This is a genomic window from Parabacteroides faecis (genome assembly GCF_014647375.1).
Lineage (GTDB): Bacteria > Bacteroidota > Bacteroidia > Bacteroidales > Tannerellaceae > Parabacteroides > Parabacteroides faecis.
Genome location: NZ_BMPB01000003.1, coordinates 84639 through 106776, shown reverse-complemented (window position 1 = coordinate 106776; position 22138 = coordinate 84639). Strand labels below are relative to the sequence as shown.

Genomic DNA, 22138 nt, shown 5'->3' with positions numbered 1-22138 from the left:
CTGCTCACCTGTCTCAGGTGTACCGGGAGAAGGAACTACGCAAACCTTTGCGTAGTTTTTTTTCATATAACCGGCTGTATACAATATATAAAAGTTATACATTTGAGGTATTAAAAGCTTAATAATTAATACTATGAAACTCTATTCTTTATTATTGTGTACATCTGCCGCTCTCTGTATCGGAACGCAAAGTCTGACTGCGCAGATAACCGAAAGGCCGCGTCCTGCCGAATGGGATAACCTGGTGGAAGGTGCCCGGTTCATAGACCGCTTTCTTCCCATGCCTGCCGGAAAACTGAGTGCCGATGTCTGGGGAGCCAAAGAAGTGGTTCCGCGTTATGTGGATAACGGGATTGAAGACAATGTTCGTTCCTATTGGGGTGGTAATATCCTGAAAGAGAAGGATAACAAATACCATCTGTATGTCTGCGGATGGCCGGAGAACTCGCCGAAAGGGCATATGTTCTGGCCTAACTCGACAGTCTATCATGCTGTATGCGACAATTCGACAGGCCCTTTCATCATCAAAGATACGATCGGACCGGGACATAATCCGGAAGCCTTCCGCCTGAAAGACGGGCGTGTGGTCGTCTATGTCATCGACGGTTATTATCTGGCGGATGACCTGAACGGTCCGTGGACCCGTAAGAAGTTTGATTTCGACAACCGCGACCGCCGGATCATAGAGGGCCTTTCAAACCTGACATTCGCCCGGCGTGAGGACGGCTCTTACCTGATGGTCTGCCGGGGAGGGGGCGTATGGATCAGCCAAACCGGACTTTCCCCTTACAACCAGATTACGGATAAACGGGTATATCCTCCGGTAAAGGGTGAGTTTGAAGATCCTGTCGTGTGGCGCGACCATATCCAGTATCACTTGATCGTAAACGACTGGCTGGGCCGTATCGCCTTTTATCTTCGTTCAAAAGACGGTGTGAACTGGGTAACCGATCCGGGGGAAGCTTATCTACCGGGCATATCCGTACATGAGGACGGTAAGGTGGAAAATTGGTTCAAGTACGAGCGTATCAAGATATTGCAGGATAAATACGGCCGTGCCATTCAGGCTAATTTCGCTGTGATCGATACCTTGAAAAATGAAGACTTGCCAAATGACAATCATAGTTCCAAGAATATAAGCATCCCGTTGAATCCGGGTCTGTTGCTGACCGTTCTCGATGCTGCTCCCGTTACGGATAAAACAAAAACGATCCGTGTAAAGATCACTGCCGAGGAAGGTTTTAACCCACAGACGGATATCGACTTGGCTTCTTTGCGTTTCGGCGCATCTACCGAGGTCAATCATGGCAGAGGTTGCCGGGTGCAGAGCACGAAGAATGACGGGAAAGACCTGATCGTCACTTTCGATGCAAAGGGTAACGGCATAACGGCCGAAGAGTTCGCCCCAAAATTATTGGGAAAAACGACTTCCGGTAAATTACTTTACGGATATGCCCGTTTGCCCTGGATCAGCTATAACGACCCGATCCTTTCTGCCCGTCTGCCGGTATTTGCTTCTGACAGTCAGGATATACATGTAGTGGTGGAGAATTTTGGTCAGGTAGCTTCCGGACCTGCCGTTCTGAAACTGGAACAGCTTCAGGATGGAAACAGGAAGGAGATCGGGCAAACAAAACTGACCTCTCTGTCCCCTTATGGCAAAACAAATGTGACACTAACCCCTAAAATAAAGTTTGAGAAAGGAAAAGCATACGATTTTGTCCTGACTATCCGTACGTCGGACGATGTCGTATCCACTTTCACTTTTCAGACTACCCCGGTTGAATGAGTTTATTTTGAATATAGCCATAGGTTATTCTGTTTACTGAAAATTGATCTTGGCAAAATGATTTCGTATTTCCTATTTCTGTATTAATATGTCTGATATATTGCTGAATGGGTAACGGGTGATCTTCCGGAAGAGTGCTTTTAGACATTTTTTTTGTTACAATAATTAACAAATATACCCCGGAATCGTTTTCTAAAACAAATTTTGGAAAAATAGTCAGTTCGTTTAAAACGAATTTTTTTTCATTTTAAATGAGTAGGTGATTCGTTTAAGACGAAAAAAGTGTTAAAAGTGGTTGCGCGAAGGATAGACTGATGCTTTTTTTAGCTTGAATAGTATGTTTTCTAGCAGTATTTATCTCTGGAGTGTCTGTGAAAAAGTTAGAAAATAGAGCGTTATAAGTAATGGAAATATCTGATTTGTAAAATAAATGGATATAATATAGGGGTAAATGTTATCTATCTGTTCTGTTATTTTGTCATAAAGCATCCTGTTTGATAAACCTAAACCCTCGGAGAATACAGTAAAATTCATCAGTTCCATCCCTTGCTGGTATAATCGCTCCAGACATAGGTTGAAATAGCATTTTGACACATTTGACATTTTGCCTGTCGGAATGAATGAGAGTTGTATGTATATTATATTTCATGAGTCAATACCTTTTCTTCAGATAAGCATGTATTTTCTTATAGCCGGTAGCAATATGGGCTTCCACTGTTTTTTGTGATATTTCCAGCAAAGTGGCGATTTCTTTCTGTTTAAGTTTATCGGAAAGAAACAATCTGAATACTTCCCTGCACTTTTCCGGTAAAGAGTTGATCGCTTTTTGTATCAGTTCCCGTTGTTCCTCATCCAGTAGTTTGGATTCAGGATTATTGTTGTCCGGTATCACTTCGATATGGTACAGATCCAACGGAGCTTTTTCCGGCTCGTTCGTCCGGCGGATATAATGTAATGCCTGATGTTTTACGGAGGTATACAGGTAGCTTTCAATATTTTCTATTTTATCCAGCGTCTCTCTTTTCTTCCATATAATAAAGAATACGTCGGATACCGCTTCTTCAGCTTGTTCCTTGGATGACAGGTAATAAAAAGCTTGATGGAACAACTGCTGATAGTACATGTCAAAAAGCAGACGAAAGGCTTTTTCGTCTCCCTTGGTGATTTTATCAATCAAGGATGATTTCGTGTATCCGCTCATTTTGAATTTCATACGTACTGCGTTCAGTGGTTTATCTCGATACTAAGGAAAAAGCAGTTTTTACAGGAGTAAATATACGGCTTTTCTTTTACGTGCAGTTTGTTCTCTGTGTTTTTAATAAAATAAATGGCAGAGTAATGTTCCTGTAAATCAAATGGATATATAGGATGAATCAATGATGGACGTTTGCTTTTCATAAGGTAGACCTATTTGCTTATCCGAAAATTCCCTGTCCGGATTGAACATAAAGAAAGCGTGGGAACTGCTGAATGTACCTAAATACGAGGTTCTAGACTACCTTAGTAACCGATACAAACAACATACCCACGCTCTTTATTTGATATATAGGTACACCCATGGGTATACGTACGTATATAACAAGATAAAGAACATGAGCGTTTGTTGTCTACTACCCGGTTACTATGAAATTGTCTAGATTTCGTATTTAGGATAATATCATTAACGCTTATGTTTTTAACATGTGAATGTGCCGCAACGCTTTGCTTTTTAAGCACGAAACAAATATATATAAAAAAGCCGAAAGGTGTATATCCGTATATATAATTTTCTGCCCCTTTCATTAAAATGTTAAAAATGAAATTCTTTATTAGGGTTTTTTCCGGAAGCTGTCATCTATATAAGTGAACAGGATAATTATCATAATAAAAAAAGATGTCGGATATAAAAAATAGAAGAGACGAAGAGATTATAGGACGCATTCGGTTTAAACCGGTTAAAACAGAACCGGATGTTGTCTACGATAGACTATGGCAGCGGGTAATGAATTCGGATACGATCATAATGGGTGTTTCTTCCGTCTGGAAATATGCATCGATCGCTGCTTCGGTTGCCTTGCTGGTCGTTTCTTCTTTCTTATATAAGATGTATACGGAACCGAGGCCGTTGGCTTATCTGGAGGTTACTTCCATGATAGGTTCAAAGACACAGGTTTTGTTGCCGGATAGTACCGTTGTCTGGCTGAATGGAAATTCACATATCCGGTATCCTGAAGTGTTTGATAGTAAAACAAGGCAGATTGAGTTGACGGGTGAAGCGTTCTTTGATGTAACCGAGAATAAAGAGAAACCTTTTATTGTAAACCTGGAGGGCATGCATGTGAGAGTTCTGGGAACAGAATTCAATATCTGGGCAGATCCGGATTCGGATTTGATCGAAACGACGCTGGTTAAAGGCTCGGTTGCATTATATACTGATACAAACAGTACCCCGACACCCGATGAGATTTTGATTCCGGGTGAACAGGCCCTGTTCGATAAGCAGAGTGGAAGTATCGAAGTACGTCCGGTAAGGACCTCTTCCTATACTTCGTGGATGACAGGTGACTTCTTTTTCGAAAAAATCACATTCGGAGAAATCCTCAGTGTACTGGAACGTTCTTTTAGTGTGAAGTTTCATTTGAAAAACGAATCAATGAAAGATGTATTCCTGACGGCACAATTTACGCATAAGGAGTCGCTGGAGGAAATATTGTCTATCCTTCAAATCTCGATGAGATATAAATTTGAGATAAAGGATAGGGATGTGTATATCAGATAAACGATTGTTGAACCTTAAAAATTAATTGAAGACCATGAACAGTACGTAAAACAGTTAAAAAAATTGGGAATGCTACCAACATCCCCAATTTATGCTCTAAGCGCAGATCATTTAAGTAAAAGGCAACTACCAATTGCCATAAATAATCAACTAGATTTTGCAAATGTATGAATAAACATTTAATTAGAGTGTTTCATGGGGCAAAAAGCTCTATGAATGAGGGAAATATTTCTCATAAGACACGCAATCAAGTTTTAAAAGTAACGAAATTAGCCTTATTGTTCCTCTTTGTTTGTTTATGGGAAGCCACAGCCGCATTATCCTATTCCCAGGTAACAAAATTGAACCTTGAAATGAATGGAACGATCCTTCAGGTGTTAAATTCCATAGAGAGCCAGTCAGAGTTTACCTTCGTGTATAAACTGAATGAGGTGAACCTGGATGAGAAAGTCTCCGTCGATCTGAAGAACAAATCCATAGATGAAGTATTGGAAGTATTGCTCCGTAACAAATCGTTGGGATACAAAATAACGGACAGACATATCGTTTTATTTAAGAAAGAAGAAGTAAAGCAACAGTCACAACCTAATACGATTGTTACCGGAACGATTCTCGACGACTTCGGCGAGCCAGTTATCGGTGCCAATGTCCTGGTAAAAGATCAGGCAGGTATAGGTACAACGACCGATATGAACGGAAAATTCTCCCTGGATCTGAGAGATCTAAAGTCTCCGGTTTTAGTCGTCTCTTTTATCGGTTACACAACACAGGAAGTGGTTGTAGGTAATAAAACAACATTGAATATCACACTAAAGGAAGACTCGAAAGCACTGGAAGAAGTCGTTGTGATCGGTTACGGTACCAACTCAAAACGTAATCTTACTTCAGCGGTTTCGACTGTGAATGCTGAGAAAATGAAAAACGTACCGGTAGCTAACGTAACAGATGCGTTGGCGGGGCGTGCTACAGGTTTGATCGTTACTTCAGCCGGTGGTGGTTTGAATAAACAATCCACGGTTTCTATTCGTGGTGGCGGAACGCCTATTGTTGTTATCGATGGATTTGTTTCAGAGTATAATGACTTTGTTAATTTAAACTCAGACGATATCGAATCAATGTCTATTTTGAAAGATGCCGCTGCTGCTGCCGTATACGGACAACGTGCCGGAAATGGCGTATTGGTGGTGAAGACGAAGAATGGTTTGAAAGGTCTTCGTGTAGATTATAGTTTTAACCAGAGTTGGAGTGAACCGACTTATTTGGAAAAGAAACTGGATTCATACGAACGGGCATCATTCGATAATACTGTACGTAATCTGTATGGTTTGGAACCTCGCTGGACAGATGAGGAAATCGAAAAATACCGTACGGGATCTGATCCGTATAATTATCCGAATACGGACTGGCAAAAGATCATGCTGCGTAATTTAACTCCGGAAACTAAGCATTCGCTGGCAGTACGTGGTGGTTCGGAATTTAATAAGTATTATGTTTCTTTTCAGGCATACGACCAGAAGTCGATGTACAAAGCCGATACGGAATGGTTTAAAAGATACAATGTCAGAATGAATGAAGTATCGGAGTTTAAGGATCTGGGATTGAAACTGACGTTTGGTTTGGATGGTTATATTTCGACTATGCAAACTCCACGTTCCCAATATTCAACCGGCTACTGGCAAACCTGGGGACACATCCAGAATCAGGGACCTATGGGATTAGCATATAATAAAGACGGACAGATCTATGTAGGGTACGACAATCCCGTTGCTGAAGTCTCTTCTGAATCCGGTTATTTTAAGTTTGATAACAAGATGATTACCGGTCTTTTTAATGCCGAATGGAATGTATACGGTGTGGAAGGATTGAAGGTAAAAGTGGGAGGTAATTACCGTTTTGGAATGTATGATACCAAAGAATGGAACAAGACTGCTCCCCAATATGATTTAGAGGGAAATAAAGGGCCGGATTTTCCTGTTAGCTTGCAATATACAACTTCCAACAATCGTATGTGGACAATGCAGTACTTTGTAGATTACAATCGTTCCTTTTTGGACGAAACGCATAACGTGTCAGCCACATTGGGATATGAGCAAAGTTACGCTTTTGGACGAGGTTTCGATGCCAAACGTAAAAATTATGTTTTTATGATCGACCAGATGGGGGCCGGACCTTCTGATACAATGGAAAACGGTGGTAATGAATGGGAAAGAGGAAGTGCCGGCTTGGTGGCCAGGGCTTCTTATAATTATAAGAAAAAATATTATATAGAAGGTTCTTTACGCCATGATGGCAGTGACTTGTTTCCGAAAGATCGCCGCTGGGGTAATTTCTTTTCCGGATCTGCAGCCTGGGCTGTATCGGAAGAGAGTTTTTTCAGGCCGTTGAAAGAACGTAATATATTGAATTTCCTGAAACTTCGTGCCAGTTATGGCCAGGTCGGGATGGCAGATGTAAGCCGGTTTAGCTATTTGACATCTTATGGTTTGACAGAACGCGGTTATGTATTGGATGGTAAAATTGTTCCGACTTTCAGTGAGGGAGATTTGATCAGTGACGATATAACCTGGTATACGATTAACTCTACTGATATTGGTTTCGACTTTAATACATTGGGAGAACGTCTGTCTGGTAGCTTTGACTATTTTTATATGAAAACGACAGGTTTTCTAACATCACCTTCTAATGTCGGCTATGCAGATCCGTTGGGATTATCTCTTCCGAAAGTGAAGTCTAATGGCGAACACCGCCGTGCCGGTTATGAATTTAATCTTTCCTGGAAAGACCATGCGGGTGATTTCAATTATGAGGTAGGTGCTAACTTTACTTATTTCGATCAGTTGGTAGCCGTTGCCTGGGACGAAGACCTGGCAAATCAGAAGAATCCCTATCTGAGAGCTGTTCAGCAGACCGGATATTATGGTACGGGTTATACGAACCAGGGATATTACCAGAACTCTGATCAGACATTGAATTTACCCCGTCGCGACGGTTCTTCCAATCTGGTTGCCGGTGATATCATTTATAAAGATATGAATGGTGACGGATTCATTGACGGTGCCGACCAGTGGCGTATCGGGAAAAACAGTTTTCCGCGCGGCAACTATGGTATATATGCCAATCTTTCCTGGAAGGGATTTTCTGCCAATATCTTATTCCAGGGAGCAACTTCACGTGACATGTATATTGAAGATGTGGTACGCGGACAATCAACCGGTGGTTATACTATGGTGTATCCTTATCAGCTGGATTATTGGATGCCGGATAATACGAATGCTAAATTTCCGAGAATAGCGATGAACTCGAGTGTGAATGGAAATAATAACTATGTTACCTCCGACTTCTGGTTGGTCAACGGACGTTATATCCGTTTGAAATCGCTTCAGTTGGGTTATGATTTTCGTTCAGTATTGTTGAAGAACATCAAATGGCTTTATAAATGTCAGGTAGTGTTGAGTGGTCAGAATTTATTTACGATTTCACCTGCTACGAAATATGGCTTTGACCCGGAAAATGGTAGTACAAACAACTATGATTATCCGATGCAACGTGTATATGCCATTAGTTTGAACCTTGGATTTTAATCATTAAATAAAGAATAGACTTATGAAACTAAAGAATATAGTATCATTGGTATCCTTATCGCTTTTACTGGGAGTTGCTTCTTGTAATGTGTTGGATACTCAACCCTTTGAAACGTATGATGAAGCAACCGTATGGGGATCTAAATCGACAGCCGATGCTTTTGTTACGGGAACGATAAGTAATGTGATGTATGGTTATGTGAACGGAAACCAGACAACTTGGGAAGAACGTACAGGTAATGCTGTTCATTCCAACGGAGGAATAGGTTTCGTTCGTGAACAGATGGACCGGTACAGTGGTGATGGAGGATTAGGGGACTTCGGGAATATTCGCCGTTGCAATCTGATTATCGAGAAAGCGACTGAATATACAGGGCAAGGTCTTTCGGATGCAGATTCTAAAGATCTGATAGCGAAAGGCAAGTTATTACGTGCATTGCTCTATTACCGTCAGGCTCGTACGATGGGACGTTTTGTATGGGTCGATCGCGTATTGGCTCCGGCTGATACGGCTAGTAATGGAATGATGATGCCTACTACAAAAACAACAACGGAAAGTTATACTTATATCTTGAACGATCTGGATGCTGCTATTCCTGATTTACCTACTTCTGTAAAAGCAGGGGAATTGTCTCGTAATATGGCTTATGCCTTTAAGTCGGAAATAGCGTTGCAGGCTGCCGCTTACGAAGCGGACGCTGCAAAAAAGAAGGAATGGCTGAAAGCCTCCATTGCTGCAGCTGATGCTGTGGAAGGTGCTTCTTTAGGAACCAGTTACGGAAATATCTTCAATGAAAAAGATCCTTATTCCAGTGAGATTATTTTTGCTATCTACCGGGATAAAGCTAATACGAATACGGATGCCATAGCACCGTTACAGAATGTGATGCCTAATACCAATAATGACAACCTTGTAAAGAATGGCTGTGGTCCGTTGTTCCAGACAAATGGCGGACAACCCTTTATCGGTTGGTTATGGTGGGCTCCTACACAAAATTTGGTGGATGGCTATGATGTTATCGATGAAGCGACCGGACAGGGGGTGGTTTGGAACGAATCGACCCAGTTCAAAAATAATGTGACGCTTGTTCAGGGTTCAGCTCCTGATTGGGCGATCGATCAGGAAAAGGCAGAAGTATTGTTTTATGGAAATACGAAAGGTGATAAGCTTATCAACGAGCTTATGTATAGCAACCGTGATGCCCGTTTCTATGATACTTTCGTGTACGATGGGACGACCTGGTGGAATGAAGATATCCATTTGACTGTGAATGGTAACTTGTGGCGTAAGGTGAACGGTGGTTTAGGGCCTCATATGGGATTGACCAATTATTACTGGCGTAAAGGCGTGTATAATGTTGAACCTCGTGTTCTGGCCGGAACCCCGACTAATTACCATTATGTGGTAACTCGTTATGGTCGCGTCCTGCTGAACAAAGCCGAGGCCATCTTGTGGCTGGCAGGAATGGGAGAGGGCAACTATGCCGATGCTGTAGCTATCTGCAACCAGACCCGTACCGTTCATGGTAAATTACCGGCTAAACAGGTGAATAGCCTGGAAGAGGCCTGGAAGTTCTACAAACAGGAACGCCGTTGTGAGTTGACGATGGAAAACGATTATTACTGGACCCTGCTACGTTGGGGTAAACACGGAGGATATGCCAATAACGGTGTGGCACCGGGTGGTAAGATTGCCGGATTTACAGAAATACCGACTTATGTTGAAATTAAGAATGACCGTAAATCATTCTATGTTGGTAAGGTGACTCATGGTGACAATGATATCCGCGAGTTCCGTGAAGACCGTCGTTATCTCCTTCCTATCCCACAGGGACAGATCGACCGTAACGCTAATTTAGGTCCTCAGAATCCGGGTTGGTAATAGATGATTAATCATTAATACAAATGAAGTATGAAAAAGAATATGATAAAACTGATGAAGAGTAGTCTGTTGTTAATGTTTGTCCTGGTATGTTCTTCCTGTCTGAAAGGCAACCTGGATGATCTGCCTGCTTTTGAAGAGGCCAATATCACGGATGTGAAGTTCGACTTTCGTTATAAAGATACGACAGATGAATGGATCAACGGAGAACCGATCGTGAAAGTAGTCACTCTGACTGTATCCGATAAGGTTATCAACGCCGAAACCGGTACGATCACCTGTACGGTCACGGTACCTCCAGCCGACGGTCCTTTTACGGAAGCGATCCGTAATACGGTTACCCTGACTAACCTGGTCGGAAAGTTCAACCTTTCCACTGCGGCAGTTATTGCTCCGCAGGACGGTGCCCCGACATTAGGTACACCCGGTGATTTTTCTGCCACACGCAGGTATCTGGTGACAGCTGCCAACGGTACGAAAAAAGATTGGACAATCCAGGTTACTGCATTGAATAAGTAACTATATTTATACCCTTAGATCTGAAATCCTGAGGCTGTCCGCTACCTGTATGGGGACGGACAGCCTTTTCTCTATCAACTAATGTAGAATGAATATGAAGAAGAAAACTCATTTCGGATTATTGTGTTTAGCCTTTTTGTTGGCCACGCATTCTTTATTCTCCCAGGGCACTTCCCCGGAATCGTGGCGGAATATCTCCGGAGAGAAATATGACTGGACGAAAACGATGCGTCCCGAACAGCCTTATATGCATGCCTATCATCAGATGCAGCTGATGAAGATCATGTTGTCTTATCCGGATGAGAAAGGCAATCCGGTTATTTGTTATACCTTTGAACAGGTCCTGTCCCTGGTAAAACAGATGGATGCTGTCACACGGGGACTCCCGAAGACGCTTTACCTGGTAGGATGGCAATATAACGGGCACGACGATAAATATCCGGCCTGGTTTGAAGTGAATAACGCACTGAAAAGGGAATGCGATGCTACCGGGCGGGAATCTTTGCTCTGGCTGGCTAAAGAGGCAAGGAAATATAGTACCTGTATCAGTGTCCATGTGAATATGACGGACGCTTATGATGACAGTCCGCTTTGGGATGAATACCTCTCCAAGGGTTTTATCTCCCGGAATACCGACGGGACACCGATGCAGATCGGCGTATGGAACAACCGTAAAGCCTACCAGATCTGTTATAAAAACGAGTGGGAGAGCGGCTATGCTGTCAGGCGGATCGATGCCTTACTGGAATTACTGCCTTGTATCGGGGAGGCCGGTTCGATCATGATCGATGCTTTCTTCGTGCGGGACAACCCGTATAAAAAGATCTCGTGGGAAGAGGAAGAGAGCTATCAGCGAAGAATATTCCGTTATTTCAGGGGAAAAGGTATCGACGTCACTCACGAAAGTTTTAACCGCTTGCGGGAAGGCAAAGACCTGTTCATCGGGCTGACTCCCTGGTATCTGTGGTTTGAAGCGACCGAAGCAGACTATATGAAATATCCCGCTTATCTGACAACCGGCGGTGCATCTTATCTCTTTGCCAAACAATTCCCGGACCTGACGAAAGAACAGCTCCAGCTGGGTTTCCTTTTCGGTATGAGCGGACGTGGCGAAGATTGCTTCGGTAATCTGGAAAACGGTTCTTTACCTGACGTCAACTGGATAGATAAATACCGTTACCAGTTTTATACGGGAACGTTACCTTACGTCTATCTGAACCGTTACAAACCGGAAAAACTGACAGGGAAAGGCGAGAATCGTGTCGTTTATTATAACGATGACCTGACCGCTTCGCTTAAGGATTCGACTATCATTCATCACAAACGTTTGTTGAGGGATAAGGACGATCTTTTTATACCGGTTCTCTGGCGTGACGGTCGTGAGTATATGGCCTATTCCGTAAAAGGCTACTCCGGTAAATCCTGGCAGTTGCCACCCGACTGGTCGGACGTACACAGCGTGGATATTTATAAGATAACGCCTTCCGGTATCTTTTATAAAACCAGCGAGGTCTGCACTGACGGATCTGTCCGCCTGTCGCTCGAACCGGATGAGGCTGTCTCTGTGTTTCCTTCTACCGGATGTCATAAATCAGGTTTTTAGCCTATTAAAATTCTAATAACATGAAACATATATTACTGTCTATCTTATTTGCCTGTCTCGGATTTTCCTGTGGTGGGAATACCGTTCAGGCTCCATATTCTTATGCCGTAGCGGAGACTCCGTGGAACGAGGCTCTGGGTAATCACCGTGCAGTATTGACCGTTGCCGCCCCGGCCGATGCCGTCAGACTTTCTTTCGACTGGCGGCGTCCGGATAAAGAGGTGGAGGATCGCTGTTTTCTGATAATCGATGCGGAGACAGGGGATACGATCCCCAATATCCAACGGCTGAGAGTGGATAATGAACAATGTGAACTCTTGTTCGGTCCCGTCAGCAGGAAGGGAACCTATTTCTTCTATTATCTGCCTTACCGCGTACAGGAAGGCTGGGGGAACTATCACCGGGGATACTATCCGAAGGAAGATGCACCTGACCGGCAATGGCTGTCTGCTACATCGTCCGCCTCTTCTGCCGGACAGTTTCCGGAAGCTACGATCGCCCGCGTGGAATCGCGTACGCAGTTCGACAGCTTCTTCCCGATGGAAGTAACGGCCTCAGCAGGCGAGAAAGAGCAATACAGGCAAGCCAATCCCGGCCGTTTCCTGGTCTTTCCGGAGGATCGTTCTTTCCCTGTGCGGATGAAAACGAATGTACCTTACAAATGGCTGCAAGGTCAGGACCGTTCTTTGTTTAAAGGAGCTGCCATGCCCAACGAATATTATGCGTTCCAGTTGGGTATATGGGCGGGAAACCAGGAACTGAAAAGCATTACTTATGAAACATCCGGCCTAAAAAGCGGAAACAATGTGATCCCGGCGGAAGCTATTACCTGTTTTAATATAAACGGAGTGAATCCGTTGGGAAAACCTTTTACCAAAAAGGTGAGCGTAGCACCCGATGCGGTCCAGCCGTTGTGGTTCGGGGTGGATCTGAAAGCAGACCAACCCGGCGGCACTTATAAAGGCGTTATTGTTGTTTCAGACGAAACAGGATATGCTGTCCCTGTGGATATCGAATTGAAAGTGTCCGGTAAAATGCTGGCAGACCGCGGAGATAACGAACTCTGGCGTCATAGCCGCCTGCGCTGGCTCAATTCTACCCGAGGAATCAGTGACAAACCGACAGAGGGATATACCGATATGTCTCTGTCCGACAATCGTATTTCCTGTCTGGGGCGTACGGTATCGCTCGATATGCAGACCGCCCTGCCGACCTCTGTCGACTCCTGGGGGCATGAACTGCTGGCTTCTCCCGTACGCTTTATCATCCGTACTTCTTCGGGAGAAAAGAAACTGAACGGAACCGTCGACCTGACCGGGCAATCCGAAGGAAAAATGTCGGGTAGCTGGAAAGCTGAAGACGATGATCTGACACTGACCTGCAACGGTACGATGGAGTTTGACGGCTGGATCAACTACGTTTATTCCGTCACTCCCAAAAAGGATTTACAGATCGAAGATATCCGGCTGGAGATACCGATGAAAAGCGAAGCAGCCCCTTATTTTATGGGATTGGGCCTACCCGGACAGGAGACCCCTGCCAACTATTCCGGAGGCTGGGAGACACAGGGAAAGACGGTACATGATTACGCCGTATCTATCCCTACCTCCAAAAGTACTTCCTGGTTATGGCCTTTCGACAGTTTCTGGTGTGGTTCCGAAAAAGCCGGTATTCATTGCGAATTACGCGGAGCGAGTTATACCGGCCCTTTGCTGAACCTCTATCGTCCTGCTTATCCCGAAAGCTGGTATAACAACGGCAAGGGTGGTTTCCGCATCAACCGTAGCGGAAACCGGACAACGGCTACTGCATACAGCGGCGAGCGTACCCTCAAAGCCGGCGAGAACCTGACGTTCGATTTTGCCTTATTGATCACCCCGGTAAAGAAAGTGAATAGCCATAGCCAGTTTACCGACCGTTATTACCATAACGGCGGAGCACCTACCCCGGGACAGGAGAACCTCGACGCCGGTATTAAGATCATCAACGTACACCATGCCAACGCGCTGAACCCGTTCATCAACTATCCGTTCATTACGGCCGACAAGATAAAAGACTTTGTGGATGAATGGCACGGCAAAGGTTGTAAGGTGAAACTTTATTATACGATCCGTGAACTGACGAATGTAGTCCCTGAGATATGGGCCTTACGCAGTCTGGGAGACGAGATACTGCAAGGTGGTAACGGTGGCGGTTTCCCCTGGTGCCGGGAGCATTATGTAACCGATTATACTCCTCAATGGTATCAGCATCTGGAAGACCAGCAGCTGGGCGTGGCAGCCGATGCTTCCGTCCTGACAGCAACGGGCGATTCCCGCTGGTATAATTATTATGTGGAAGGACTAGCCTGGCTGGTGGAGCATACCGGTATCGACGGGCTGTACCTGGATGATGTCGCTTTCGGTCGCGATATGCTGAAACGGATGCGTCATGCGATGGAAGAAGTGAAGCCGGGTTGTATCATCGACCTGCATTCAAATACTGGTTTCTCACGCGGACCGGCTACCCAGTATGCGGAATATTTCCCTTATGTGGATAAGGTTTGGTTCGGCGAAAGCTTTATGTATGACGAGATGTCTCCGGCAAACTGGCTGGTGGAAGTCTCCGGTATCCCGTTCGGTCTGATGGGGGATATGTTGCATGGCGGCGGTAATAAATGGCTGGGCATGCAGTACGGCATGACCGTTCGTCAACCCTGGCTGACGGAAGGGGTATCCTGCGATCCTCGGTATATCTGGAGGTTATGGGATGACTTCGGGATCATGGATGCACAGATGATCGGTTTTTGGGAAAAGAATCCAGCTGTAACCACTTCGGATAAAGAGGTGAAAGTAACGGCGTACGTGAATAAAGGCAAAACGCTTCTCTCGATCGGTAACTATTCCGGAGCAAAGAAAGAGGTTAAACTGAATATCGACTGGAAGCAATTAGGTCTGAATCCGTCGTCTGTCCGTATGCAGGCTCCGGCTGTTACCGACTTTCAGGAAGCACAGGAGTTTACGCCAGCCGATCTGATCCCGGTCGATCCGAAACACGGATGGCTGATCATTGTATCTGAAATTTAGACTCACCTTTTTCTCTTTTATCATATTACTCTGTGTAAACAAATTATTTTATGAAAACACTTTTCTATATTCTAATAACCCTGTTCTGTCTGTCCTGTAGTATGCAGAACAAACTGGAGGAGATCACTATCCGGCTGGATAAGGAAACCCTGAACCCTGTCCGTAATCCGGGTGAACGGGGAACTCTTCATGTTACCGGTCGTTATTCCAATGGAAAGACCACCGATCTTCCTTTGTCCGATATTGCTTTGTCCGTACGTACGGTCAGTGCCAGCGGAAATGTCGAGGTTATCGCTTTATCCGGCGATCAGTTGATCCCGAAGGACGGCGGACTGGCAGAAGTGACTGCCGTCTACCAGAAAGACGGCGCGACTTACCAGGCGAAGAAGAGAGTCGTTGTCGCTCCGTATTACCGCGACTATCACCAGACACTGGTATTGAAACTCTTTATGGGGTACGACGGCGAACTGAACGAACCCGATCCGAACAACGTGATTTTCCAGCATGAAGACCCATCCCGCCTTTGTACATTCGGCCACGCGCTCGATGTCGTGAAACGAGTGGATAATCTGACACGCGGTATTCCCAAGATCATCTACCTGGTCGGTTGGCAACGGGGTGGTCACGACCATCTCTATCCTGACTGGAGTATCGTCAACCCCAAGCTGAAACGGGAAGAAGATGCCACCGCCCTTGAAAGCCTCCGCTGGCTGATCCGTGAAGCGCGTGCCTATAACACAACGATCAGCCTGCACATCAATATGGTCGATGCTTTTGAGGAAAGCCCCCTGTGGGATACTTACATCAAGAACGATATTATCGCCCGCGATGCCAACGGCAACCTGAAATCTATCTGGGAATACGTCAAAGGCCATAAAGCTTATCATCTAAGCTATACGAAAGAGTGGGAGAAAGGCTTTGCCAAACCCCGTATCGACCATCTGATCGACATGATTCCCGAACTGAAAGACGGCCATACCATCCATATCGACGCTTTTATGGCGTACTGGCAACCGGAGAACCGTCCGCTTAGCCCCTGGCATGCCAAGCCCGAAAACGGAGGCATCGACATCTACAAAGAGGTGGAAACACAACGGAAGATATTCAAATACTGGCGGGAAAAGGGCTTCGACGTGACGGGCGAGGGCATTTTCTGGGCTCATCCTGCCGGCGAAGGCTTTGTCGGTCTTCAACCGATGTCGTGGTGGTTCCCGGACGATAAGAACTTCCAGATGGAGATTCCCGAACGTCTGTCGGCAAGGGGGCGTACCCACCGGGAAGGGCAGGGCGATTTCCGTTTCGGTTCCAGCATGCAGGGAGAGGAGATTTTCCAGAAAGATCTGGCCAATCTACCCGGCTTCCTGTCCCAGTTCTGTACCATGACATTGCCCTGGTATTACCTGAGCCGCCTGGAGCGGGTTGCCTTTGTCGATGAGGCCCTGTATTACAGCGAGGGGGTCATTGCCCGTGTGGAAGACGGAAAGAACATCATCCGTAAAGGCGATTTCATCCTGCGTGAGAACGACAACCTGTTCGTTCCGGCACTTTGGAACGACAACGAGATCATCGCCTATTCCGGCGACGGATACGAAAGCCATAGCTGGCTGATGCCGGAAGGGTGGGAGAAGGTCGGTGCCGTAGATGTTTATTCTATCTCCATGAACGAACCGGCACGGAAACTATCGGCAATACCTGTGGACAACGGACTTCTCAAGCTGGCGTTAGGGAAAGGAGAGGCTGTTTCGATCGTTCCGGCAGGACAGTCGCTTACCAGATAAACTGATTAAAATAATATGAAAATAAACATGAAAAGATTGTTAGTACTTTTTATTTGTCTGTATGCCTGTACCTCTTTGGTACGGGCACAGTTCAACCATGATTACTCGCAGACATGGGTGACGAAAATGGCGTTGGCTTCACTCGACGAGCGCGGCGATTGTATAGTGCGCCTCACTTTTGAGCAAGCACTGGAAATGATCCGCCAGTCGGATAACCTTTCGCTGGGTGTGCCGAAGATCGTTTATCTGGTTGGCTGGCAATATAACGGGCATGACGATAAATATCCTGCCTTCTTTGAAGTGAACGAGCATCTGAAAAGGGAAGCCGATACCTCCGCCCGTGAGAGCCTGCGCTGGCTGATGCGTGAAGCACGGAAATATAATACGGTCGTAAGCTTGCATATCAATATGACCGATGCCTACGACGACAGCCCTTTATGGCCTGAATACGTAGCGAACGACCTGATCTCGAAGAATGCCGACGGCAGCCTGAAAGTGATCGGCGTATATAACGGTCGCAATGCCTACCAGATCAACTACCGCAACGAGTGGGAGTCCGGCTATACCCAGATGCGTATCGACCGCCTGCTGGCTTTGCTGCCCGAATTGGAGGATAGTGGCACGATCCACGCCGATGCCTGGATTGCACGTCCGAGCGAAGGACATAACGAAACGGTCATCGTAGAGGCTGAATATCAGAAGAAAGCCGCTGCATACTGGCAGGCCAAGGGGCTGGACATCACCAGCGAATGGATGATGGATTACATGGTCGGCTGCGTTCCTTACGCCTGGCATTTTAATGCAGCTACCCAGGACGATTACCTGCGTATCCCCGCCAATGTCTATACCGGCACGGGCCTTAACCCGGATATCCGCAGCAACGACCATGACCTGGGATTTCTTTTCGGCACTTCCAGTTATGGCGAGCCCATCTGGAAGATAGCAGAGAATTATTCCTGGCAACCTCTTCTCTCCGAAGACTTCATGTTGAAATGTCCGCAATATTTTTATCTGAACAGTCTGAAGCGCCTTTCTGTGGAAGGAGAGGGGAAAAACCGTATCTCCCTGTTCAGCGACCAGGTCAGCGTTTCGCTTTCCGACAGCACAGTCCGGCAAAAAGACCGTCTCCTGCGTAATAAAAACACCCTCTGCATCCCGGCCGTATGGCGTGACGATGAAGGTGTGATCGTCTACAGCCGGGACACGAATGGCAAGACCTCTTTCGATATTCCTTATTTATGGGGTAACCCCAAATCGGCAACCGTCTATAAGGTGACGGCCGAAGGTTTGCAGGAACCCCGGAAGATCCATATAGCTAATGCAAAAATGGTCATCGATATAGCTCAAGGGATACCTTATTATGTGATACCGGAGTAAGCGTTTTTACGTTCCGAACCGTGACGTATCTACCGCCTTTACCTTCTTCTCCTTGTAGCCGCCGAAGCTGTAACGGATTGTCAGCAAGATCGAACGGTTGTCCTGGAACAGTTCCATGCGGCTCTTCTGACCCTGCTGGTCGATATGGGTGAGCGGCTTTTGACTGTTCAGCAGGTCGTTGCCTTTGAGAGTCAGGCGGAGCTTCTGTTTGGGAAGCGTCCATACCAGGGCGGCATCCAGGCTGTAGAGCGGGTCGATATCGTAAAGGCCCTGTATCACCTTCGTACAGTAATCGCCGGTGAGGTCGAGGGAGAGGTTTTTGTCGCGGGTCAGGAAGATCGTGTTGGTCAGCATGGCCCGCCCGAAGAGCTTCTTCCGGTCGAAACGGACATCGACCAGCGTCCCTTTGTCGTGGATACTGAAGCCCATCAGCGTCAGCCGCGAACTAAGCACCTCGCCGGCACGGAAAGGAACGATCGCCATCAGTCCGAACATATTGTGCGTATCCAGGTTGATCGTATGGAAGACCGATTGCAGGCGGTCGGGCGACTGGTACGACATCTGTTGTATCTTATCCGGCTGGAAATTGGCGAAGGCTCCCAACACATACTTGTTTTTGAGGATATAGGTCAGTTGCACCGAATAATTCAACTCCGGTTTCAGTTCCGGATTGCCTTTGATTACGCTGTAAACATTCATATAATAAGTATTCGGCGTAGTCGCCCAATAAGAAGGATATTTCCGGTTGCTCGATAAGGAGAACTGCAACATGTTGGCAGGATCGATCCGGTAAACGAGCGACAGGGCAGGGAAGAGGTCCGCCTTGTCCCATAACGTACTTTTCTTTCCCGCTGAGTCGATCGAAGCCTTGTAATACCGGACGGTCAGCGAAGCATCCAGTGTCAGCTTCTTCCCGAACGAACGCGAGAAACCGCCGAAAGCGCCGACCGAATGTTCCCTCTGCGTCAGGTCGAATGTCCCTTCGCGTTCTTCCGTATTGTCGAGCAACGCTTCCGCCTTGTTGTCCGTCCCCGACAACGAAGCCTCCAGCCCGTAGGACAGTTTCCATTTGTTCGCGGTAACGACGAAATGGTTCAGGTATATATTGGCCCGTTGCGTCTGCTGACGGCTTTCGTTGCGCCTGTCCTGGTCGGTGTCGTCTTCAAAATTGTTGACCAGCTCCTGCAACGATTTATCTTTGTAGAAGGTATAGTCGATACCCGCGTTCAGGTTCTTATGGCCGTTGTAATCGATGCGTGCACTGTGCAGGGAGGTCGGTCCGGTCGTCCGGCTGGCGGTGTTTACCGTTTCGATGCCTGTGAACTCCGTCCGTCCTCCCCGGTGGGAAGCGGGGCCGTCCTGTACATACCGTCCCGTGTAGGAAGCCGAGAGCTTGTCCTTGTTGTCGAAGTCATATTCGAAAGCACCCCGCAGGTTGTGGGCGATGCTTTTGTTCTCCGACCAGTTCTTTTGCAGGATATCGTACCGCTGTCCGCCGACGGTCGGTTCCGCATGCATATCTTCCGTCGAGCGGCTGTGTCGGTAGCCCGTCGAGTAGGAGAAGTCCGTCGTATATTTCTTTCCCGTGTACGACAGGTTCATCCGTCCCGAAGGAGAGAAATAATACCCCTGTTCCCCCGTCAGCGACACTTCCCCTTTCAGGATATCTTTCAGGCTCTTGTCGTTCTCGGTGACCAGGTTGATGGAGGCGCCCTGTACACCGTATTGCGGCGGCGTACTGTACATCACTTCCACTTTTTTCACCTTATCGGAAGAGGTCGACTTCAGCATGTCGGCCAGCTGTTCCGGTGTCATGCTGCTTTTCCGGCCGTTGATGATGATCGTCGTGCCCGATGTGCCGAGCAGCGAGATATTGTCGCCTTTCTTTTCTACGCCCGGCAGTTCGCCCAGGACATCGAACGCATTGTCCACCGGTTTGCTTTTCATCAGGTTGGGAATGTCGTACTGGAGTTTTCCTTCGATCATCTTCACCAGCGGGCGTTCGGCTTTGACGAATATCTCCGGCAGTTCCAGTGTGATGCTGTCGTTCACCAGGATCGTACCTTTGCCGTCAGTCTGCTTTTGTGCCGATAACCGGGCGGGTAGTGGGAGCAGGCTGGCTATCAATAACAGGTAATAGATTCTTTTCATGTTCTTGTGCTTTTCGTGATTTTTATACGAAAGGTAGAAAGGGCCCTGAACAGTTCCAAAAAACGCCTGCATTTGGTAAGACTAAATAACATTCGTCCGAAACTGTGTTATTTTGGTTTAAAGCGGCAGGCGGCAAGCCGGAGAATCCCTATATTTGTTTGCATGAAATCATCCATGAAATATATCATTGCACTGGTGATCGTGTCGTTATCCGGGATATTCGCCTACCAGTTGTTCTGGATCAACCGGCTGTATCATTCCCACCAGCAGCAGAACAGGGAATATATCATCGAAGCAATCCGCAATGCCGACCATATCGAACTGTTCAGCCGTGCCGACACCATCAGCCGGTTGGCGAACAAGCGGCGGGAGACCTTCTCGCAGGCCGACGACCGGGGAGGTATCGCCCTGACCACCCGTTTCCGGAGTAAGGACTCGGTGCCGGCGACCGTCCGGATCGTTGAGAAAGAAGCCGGACTCCCTCTTATGCCCGAGGTGGATGCCGAGATGAAGAAAGTTCTCGAAAGCGGCAAGGTCAGGGTAGGCGATGATTTTAGTTCACTGGGTCAGCTGGGGTTGCAGATGCAACGCAGCCTCCACGAGGTGATCGATACGATCTTTCCCGTCGACCTGGCGAAGTTCGACAGCCTGCTGACGGCCGGTCTCCGGGAGAAAAACCTGCACCTCCGCCATTTCACGGAGATACGGTCGCTTACCGACAGTACGGTGGTCACCTCTTCCGTCCCCACTGGGGAAGACCCGGCGCATTACGACCGTTATACCTGGGAGTATACCACCTATCATCCGAAAGCCTATTATGTCTATGTGGAACCGACCCGGCTGGCTTCGCTGGCGGGAATGACGGGTATCCTGGTCTCTTCGTTCCTGATCCTGTTGATCCTGGTATTGTCGTTCGCCTACATGATCTGGTTCCTGCTCCACCAGAAGACGGTGGAGCAACTGAAAGACGATTTCACCCATAACGTGACGCATGAGTTGAAGACCCCCATCGCCATATCCTATGCCGCCATCGAGTCGATCATCCATTATAATCTTCTGGGAAATAAGGAGAAGGCTGATAAATACCTCCACCTCTGCCATGAGGAACTGGAGCGGCTGGGCGGAATGGTCGAACAGATCCTGACCCTTAGCCTGGAAAAACGGAAAGAGATCCGTCTGGTGATGGAGGATATCTCGTTGAATGCCCTGATCGGCAAGATTCTGGAACAGCAGAAGATCAAGTCGTCACACCCTTTCCGTATCCGCGTGGAGTCTGTCCCGGAGGAAATAACTCTGAAAGCCGACCGTGTACATTTGTACAGTATCATCAGCAATCTGGTGGATAATGCCGTCAAATATGCGGACAAGGAACCGGAGATAACGATACGGGTGGAGGCTGCCGGAGGAAAGGTGCAGCTGCGTGTGCAGGACAACGGCCCCGGTATTCCCGAAGAGTACCGCCGGCATCTCTTCGATAAGTTCTACCGGTTACCTTCCAGCCGCCATTCGCAGGTGAAGGGCTACGGCATCGGACTCTTTTACGTGAAGACAATGGTGGAGAAGCATGGCGGGACGGTCACCGTAGAGAGCGTGTCCGGTCAGGGTTCCTGTTTTATAGTTACATTACCGCAATAA

General features: G+C 46.9%; 12 protein-coding genes. 10 read left to right on the top strand and 2 right to left on the bottom strand.

All coding sequences use genetic code 11. From position 1 onward, the window contains the following. Positions 1-133 precede the first annotated feature (133 nt). Entirely contained in the window at positions 134-1789 is a 1656-nt protein-coding gene (locus IEY67_RS04830; RefSeq protein ID WP_183669464.1) for a glycoside hydrolase family protein, read from the top strand. Between the two features lie 652 nt (positions 1790-2441). On the opposite strand, the gene IEY67_RS04825 is transcribed toward IEY67_RS04830, so the two are convergent. Then, positions 2442-3002, bottom strand: a complete 561-nt coding sequence (locus IEY67_RS04825; RefSeq protein ID WP_183669466.1) for an RNA polymerase sigma factor — start codon at positions 3000-3002, stop codon at positions 2442-2444. 660 nt (positions 3003-3662) lie between these two features. On the opposite strand from IEY67_RS04825, the gene IEY67_RS04820 reads away from it, so the two are divergent. The 8 genes from IEY67_RS04820 to IEY67_RS04785 all read left to right on the top strand — a co-directional run bounded on the left by IEY67_RS04820 (position 3663) and on the right by IEY67_RS04785 (position 18352). Next, on the top strand, positions 3663-4547 hold the full coding sequence (locus IEY67_RS04820) for a FecR family protein (RefSeq protein WP_122374279.1): 885 nt from the start codon (positions 3663-3665) through the stop codon (positions 4545-4547). A gap of 212 nt (positions 4548-4759) precedes the next feature. Continuing rightward, positions 4760-8128 (top strand): TonB-dependent receptor, encoded by a 3369-nt coding sequence (locus tag IEY67_RS04815; protein WP_229800957.1) that lies wholly within the window; start codon positions 4760-4762, stop codon positions 8126-8128. A 22-nt stretch (positions 8129-8150) separates the two neighbouring features. After that, entirely contained in the window at positions 8151-10010 is a 1860-nt protein-coding gene (locus IEY67_RS04810; RefSeq protein WP_183669471.1) for a RagB/SusD family nutrient uptake outer membrane protein, read from the top strand. 30 nt (positions 10011-10040) lie between these two features. Then, positions 10041-10529 (top strand): DUF5018-related domain-containing protein, encoded by a 489-nt coding sequence (locus tag IEY67_RS04805; RefSeq protein ID WP_183669473.1) that lies wholly within the window; start codon positions 10041-10043, stop codon positions 10527-10529. A 94-nt stretch (positions 10530-10623) separates the two neighbouring features. After that, positions 10624-12132 carry an endo-alpha-N-acetylgalactosaminidase family protein gene (locus tag IEY67_RS04800; protein ID WP_183669475.1) on the top strand — a complete coding sequence of 503 codons (1509 nt, stop codon included), beginning with the start codon at positions 10624-10626 and terminating at the stop codon, positions 12130-12132. A 20-nt stretch (positions 12133-12152) separates the two neighbouring features. Continuing rightward, the gene (locus IEY67_RS04795; protein WP_183669477.1) at positions 12153-15197 is read left to right on the top strand and encodes a glycoside hydrolase domain-containing protein; all 3045 of its coding nucleotides are present in this window, start codon (positions 12153-12155) and stop codon (positions 15195-15197) included. A 50-nt stretch (positions 15198-15247) separates the two neighbouring features. Continuing rightward, positions 15248-16975, top strand: coding sequence for an endo-alpha-N-acetylgalactosaminidase family protein (locus tag IEY67_RS04790; protein WP_183669479.1), 1728 nt, complete (start codon positions 15248-15250; stop codon positions 16973-16975). Between the two features lie 27 nt (positions 16976-17002). Further along, positions 17003-18352 carry an endo-alpha-N-acetylgalactosaminidase family protein gene (locus IEY67_RS04785; protein ID WP_183669481.1) on the top strand — a complete coding sequence of 450 codons (1350 nt, stop codon included), beginning with the start codon at positions 17003-17005 and terminating at the stop codon, positions 18350-18352. A 6-nt stretch (positions 18353-18358) separates the two neighbouring features. Here the strand turns inward: IEY67_RS04785 and IEY67_RS04780 are convergent, their stop codons facing one another. Continuing rightward, positions 18359-20503 carry an outer membrane beta-barrel family protein gene (locus IEY67_RS04780; protein WP_183669483.1) on the bottom strand — a complete coding sequence of 715 codons (2145 nt, stop codon included), beginning with the start codon at positions 20501-20503 and terminating at the stop codon, positions 18359-18361. Between the two features lie 174 nt (positions 20504-20677). Here IEY67_RS04780 and IEY67_RS04775 point away from each other — a divergent pair, with 174 nt between their 5' ends. Continuing rightward, on the top strand, positions 20678-22138 hold the full coding sequence (locus IEY67_RS04775; RefSeq protein ID WP_229800956.1) for a sensor histidine kinase: 1461 nt from the start codon (positions 20678-20680) through the stop codon (positions 22136-22138).

Bases quoted from the DNA above. Each gene is read 5' to 3' on its own strand.
- IEY67_RS04830 (WP_183669464.1), top strand. From the start codon at position 134: ATGAAACTCTATTCTTTATTATTGTGTACATCTGCCGCTCTCTGTATC.
- IEY67_RS04825 (WP_183669466.1), bottom strand. From the start codon at position 3,002: ATGAAATTCAAAATGAGCGGATACACGAAATCATCCTTGATTGATAAA.
- IEY67_RS04820 (WP_122374279.1), top strand. From the start codon at position 3,663: ATGTCGGATATAAAAAATAGAAGAGACGAAGAGATTATAGGACGCATT.
- IEY67_RS04815 (WP_229800957.1), top strand. From the start codon at position 4,760: ATGAATGAGGGAAATATTTCTCATAAGACACGCAATCAAGTTTTAAAA.
- IEY67_RS04810 (WP_183669471.1), top strand. From the start codon at position 8,151: ATGAAACTAAAGAATATAGTATCATTGGTATCCTTATCGCTTTTACTG.
- IEY67_RS04805 (WP_183669473.1), top strand. From the start codon at position 10,041: ATGAAAAAGAATATGATAAAACTGATGAAGAGTAGTCTGTTGTTAATG.
- IEY67_RS04800 (WP_183669475.1), top strand. From the start codon at position 10,624: ATGAAGAAGAAAACTCATTTCGGATTATTGTGTTTAGCCTTTTTGTTG.
- IEY67_RS04795 (WP_183669477.1), top strand. From the start codon at position 12,153: ATGAAACATATATTACTGTCTATCTTATTTGCCTGTCTCGGATTTTCC.
- IEY67_RS04790 (WP_183669479.1), top strand. From the start codon at position 15,248: ATGAAAACACTTTTCTATATTCTAATAACCCTGTTCTGTCTGTCCTGT.
- IEY67_RS04785 (WP_183669481.1), top strand. From the start codon at position 17,003: ATGAAAAGATTGTTAGTACTTTTTATTTGTCTGTATGCCTGTACCTCT.
- IEY67_RS04780 (WP_183669483.1), bottom strand. From the start codon at position 20,503: ATGAAAAGAATCTATTACCTGTTATTGATAGCCAGCCTGCTCCCACTA.
- IEY67_RS04775 (WP_229800956.1), top strand. From the start codon at position 20,678: ATGAAATATATCATTGCACTGGTGATCGTGTCGTTATCCGGGATATTC.